Annotated in this window: 3 protein-coding genes; 2 read left to right on the forward strand and 1 reads right to left on the reverse strand. The window is 67.7% G+C overall.

Annotated features, from left to right (window positions below; all coding sequences use genetic code 11):
- Both IP83_RS20780 and mobF read left to right on the forward strand, forming a co-directional pair.
- Positions 1-395, forward strand: a 395-nt coding sequence (locus tag IP83_RS20780; protein ID WP_197274460.1) for a hypothetical protein, incomplete at its 5' end; no start/stop codon positions are given.
- Positions 396-398: 3 nt separating this feature from the next.
- Positions 399-3320: a MobF family relaxase gene (gene mobF, locus IP83_RS19405; protein ID WP_054123885.1), complete on the forward strand. Its 2922-nt coding sequence runs from the start codon at positions 399-401 to the stop codon at positions 3318-3320.
- A gap of 13 nt (positions 3321-3333) precedes the next feature.
- On the opposite strand, the gene IP83_RS20785 is transcribed toward mobF, so the two are convergent.
- On the reverse strand, positions 3334-4330 hold a 997-nt coding region (locus IP83_RS20785; RefSeq protein WP_197274461.1), incomplete at its 5' end, for a site-specific integrase.

A 4330-nucleotide genomic window follows, 5' to 3' on the forward strand; every position in this document is an offset into this window, starting at 1 on the left:
CGAACCTGATCCTGCCGTGGATCGACGGTTCCTACACCACCCCGTGGGACACAACCGCCGATGGGGGCGGCCGACCTGAGTTGGAACCCATGCGCTTTGCGCTGCAATGTTATGTCGATGAGCCGCTCTACCGGGCCGTAAAGGCCGCCGCCGACGGGGCGCAGATGAGCGTCAGCCAATGGCTGAAGCTGGCCGTGAGCGGGGTCATCGAAGGGCAGGATGAGGCCGCGTTCCGGGACCGGATCATGTCCCACCTGCTGTTCACGTCCACTGCGCTCGACGGGCTCCTGACCGTCCAGGCGGACAAGGACCTGCGCGCCCGGATTCATGCCGCGCATGGCAAGCGGCTGCGCGAGTACCGGGAGCGCATTGCTCAACCCAAGCGGGGGGCATGAGCCATGCTGTCGGTCGCCAATGTGCGCTCGGCTGGCGGGGCGGCCAGCTACTTTGCCAAGGACAATTACTATGCCGGCGCCGATGCTGATCGGTCGGGGGTGTGGGTTGGCAAGGGTGCCGAACGGCTGGGCCTGTCAGGTACGGTCGAAGCCGCAGCCTTCGAGGCAATCCTGCGTGGTGAACTGCCCGGTGGGGGGCGGATCGGGCGCGAAGGGGCGGACCATCGTGCGGGCACCGATCTCACCTTCTCGCTCCCCAAAAGCTGGTCGCTGCTGGCCCTCGTCGGCAAGGATGAGCGGATCATCACCGCGTACCGGGAGGCGGTGATCGAGACCTTGCAGTGGGCCGAGGCGAACGCCGCGCTCATGCGCGTGGAGCGGGCCGGGAAGGAACGCCAGGTCCAGACCGACAACCTGACCGTGGCCCTGTTCCAGCACGACACCAACCGCAACCAGGAGCCCAATCTCCACTTCCACGCCGTGGTCGCCAACATGACGCAGGCCGCCGATGGGACCTGGAAAGCGCTGCGCAATGACCGGCTGTGGCAGTTTAATACCCTGCTCAACGCCATGACCATGGCGCGCTTCCGGGGCGAGGTGGAGAAGCTCGGATACCGCATTGGGGCGGTCGGCAAGCATGGCAACTTCGAAGCCGCCGGGATCAGCCGCGAGGCCGTCATGGCCTTCTCGACGCGGCGGCAGGAGGTGCTCGAAGCGCGGCGCGGCAGCGGGCTCGAGGCGGGGGTGATCGCGACGCTGGCGACGCGGTCGGCCAAGCCGCACGATGTCGATCGGGGTGCCTTGCTGTCCCGCTGGGAGGAGCAGTCCTGGGGCCTCGGAATCGACCTCGCCGGCATGGTGCGCGACGCCCGCGAGCGGTCGGCGGTCATGGCCATCGCCGCGCAGCGGCAGGACCAGGATCGTCCCTCGATCGCCCAGCGCGGCAGGGTCATGGTGCTCGAACTGGCCGAGCGTCTGGGGATCAAGGCGGGCGATTCCCTGGTCCCCGCGCGCATCCATCTGCGGCCGGCGCAAGAGATCGCCGCAGCCCATGCCGTGGCCTCGGCGGTGCGGCACCTGTCGGAGCGTGAAGCGGCGTTCAAGGCCACCGATCTCGCCAAGGCGGCACTCGACTTTGGCCTGCCCACGACCATGCCGCTGATCGAGAAACGCATCGCGCAGCTCGCCGATCAGGGGGCGCTCAGCAAGGGGCGCGGGTCCATGCAAGGCTGGCTCACCACCACCGAGGCCGCAGCGCTGGAGGCCCGCATGCTGGCTGAGATCGAGGTGGGCAAAGGCGCGGCGGGTCCAATCCTGTCGAGTGAGATTGCGGGGGCGCAATTGCAGGCTTCGGCCAACCTCAACTTCGGCATGACGCTCAACCCCGGGCAGGAAGCGGCGGGGCGCATGATCCTCTCCTCAGCCAACCGCGTGGTGGCCGTGCAGGGCGTGGCCGGTGCCGGCAAATCGAGCCTGCTGCGCCCCGTCGTCCAGATTCTCGGCGAGCACCGCAAGCAGGTTGTGGGTCTTGGCGTGCAGAACACGCTGGTGCGCATGCTGGAGCGCGAGACGGGCATTCCCTCGATGACCTTGCACCGCTTCCTGGGGCAGCATCGGGGGCTCCTTGAGGGAGCCGCGAGCAAGGCCGATCTGGCCGAAGCGCGCTCTGCCTATCGCGATACCGTGCTGGTCCTCGACGAGGCCTCGATGGTCTCGACCCGCGATTCTGATCGGCTGGTCCGGCTCGCCAACCTGCTGGAGGTCGATCGGCTGGTGCTGATGGGTGATCCGAAGCAACTGGGGGCGGTCGAGGCGGGCAAGCCCTTTGCCCTGGCGCTCGCGGCCGGCACCGAGACCGCCCGGATGGAGACCAACCTCAGGGCACGCTCGGAGACCTTGCGGCGGGCCCAGGCGGCGGCGCAGCAGGGCCGCACGGGCGAGGCTATGGATCATCTCAAGGACCACATCGTCGAGGTCAGCGAGAACGGCGCCGTGGTTGCCGCCGAGCGCTGGCTCTCCCTGCCGCCGGCCGAGCGCGAGCGGACCGGGATCTACGTCTCGGGCCGGCAGCTGCGCGATGAGGTGAACCGGGCGGTGCAGACCGGCCTTGCCGCAAATGGCGAGATCGGCCCTCACAGCCGCAATCTCACGGTCCTATCACGCGTCAACACCACGCGCGAGGAACTGCGCCATGTGGGAACCTACGAGCCGGGCATGGTGCTGGAGCTCACGGCCCGGCAGACGCGCCAGCACCTCGGCAAAGGTCGGTATGACATTGTCCAGGTGGATGCTGGTAAGGGGCAGGTAACGCTGCGCGACGCCCATGGCCGCAGCCATACCTTCACGCCCTCGCGCCTTGGCGCCACCGGAGACAATCAGGCTGTCCAGCTGCACGAACGCAAATCGCTCACGCTCTACACCGGCGACACCATCCGCTGGACCGCGAACGATCACCAGCGCGGGCTGATCAATGCCGACCGGGCGACCATCGCCGCCATCACGCAGGAGGGGATGACCGTTCGGACATCGAGCGGCACGGAGCAAGTGCTGAGGCCCGATGATCCGATGCTGCAACGGATCGATCTGGCCTACGCGCTCAATGCCCACATGGCGCAGGGGCTGACCAGCGATAAAGGCATCGCGGTGATGGACAGCCGGGCGAGGAAGCTGCTGTCGGCCCGCAACTTCCTCGTGACCATCACCCGCCTGCGCGACGAGCTCACGCTGATCGTCGACCACCGCGACCAGGTCGAGCTCGGCATTGGCCGCAACCCCGGTGACAAGACCTCGGCGCTAGAGGTGACCGAGCGGCTTGGCATGGCAGCTGCCCAAGGCCAGGCCGCCGGGAAGGCACCCGAGCCGGAAAGGCATGCTGAGCTCGAACGCACGATCGAGCGCGTCAGGCCGTTCGAGATTGGGCTGTGATGCGAGGTTCGTCCTATCGGCTCGGCCAGCCGAGCATCTTCGCTGGCGCCGGAAAGATCCCGAGCAGCATGGCGCCCCAGACGTCGGCGATCTCCCGGCGCCGCGTGAGGTAGGCGGCCCGGTTGTAGGCGCCTTCCGAGCCCGAGACGCCTTCCGGAATATGTGCCAGCATCAGGTCGATGACATGGCGATCCCCCGGCGTGCCGCCGCGCTCGGCCCACTCGTTCATGATGGTCGAGAACGAGGCCCGCCAGCCGTGCGGAACATGGCGGCCTTGATAGCCGCAGCGGTTGTAGAAGTAGCTCAGCGTGTTCTCGCTCATCGGCACCCGGGCATTGCGGTTGCTGGGGAAGACCAGCGGCCCGCGTCCGGTCAGCGCACGTACCGCGCGGAGCACGGCCACGGCTTCGGCCGACAGCGGCACCAGATGTTCAAAGCCATCGTCGTGCTTGAGCTCGAGCATCAGCTTCATCCGCGCGGCCGGCACCCGCCACAGCGCATCGGGGCAGGGCGCCTCGCTGGTCCAGTCCACCTGCTCGATCTCGGACCAAGGAAGCGCGCGAATCATGCCTGGGCGCTGAGCGGTCAGCGCCAGGAAGCGCGAGGCGAGCTTGGTCAGCGGGGAGGCGGGCTCAGCCTCGGACTTGCGGATCATGTCATGCAGGGCCTCGAGCGAGACCAGCGCCGGGCGCTTGCGGGCGCGCGGCACGGGCCTCAGCGCCTTGGTCACCACGCCCGCCGGATCGCGGGCCGCTGCGCCCTCGGCAATGGCATGGACAAACACCGCCGACATCCGCTGCCGCACCCGGTGTGCGGTCTCGATCGCACCGCGCTTCTCGATGTTGCGCAAGACCGACAGCACCAGCGGCTCATCTATCTCGCGGATGGGAAGCTTGCCGATCCAGGGGAACACCTCCTTCTCGAGGCTGCCAATGACATCGCCCGCATGGACCCGCTGTCGCTGGCGGAGTAAAATGCCCCAGAAGTGACATTTGAAAATTCCCCACTTC

It is taken from the genome of Novosphingobium sp. AAP93, from assembly GCF_001296055.1.
Lineage (GTDB): Bacteria > Pseudomonadota > Alphaproteobacteria > Sphingomonadales > Sphingomonadaceae > Novosphingobium.

Excerpts from the sequence above, each read along its gene's own strand:
- mobF (WP_054123885.1), top strand. The coding sequence starts at position 399 with ATGCTGTCGGTCGCCAATGTGCGCTCGGCTGGCGGGGCGGCCAGCTAC.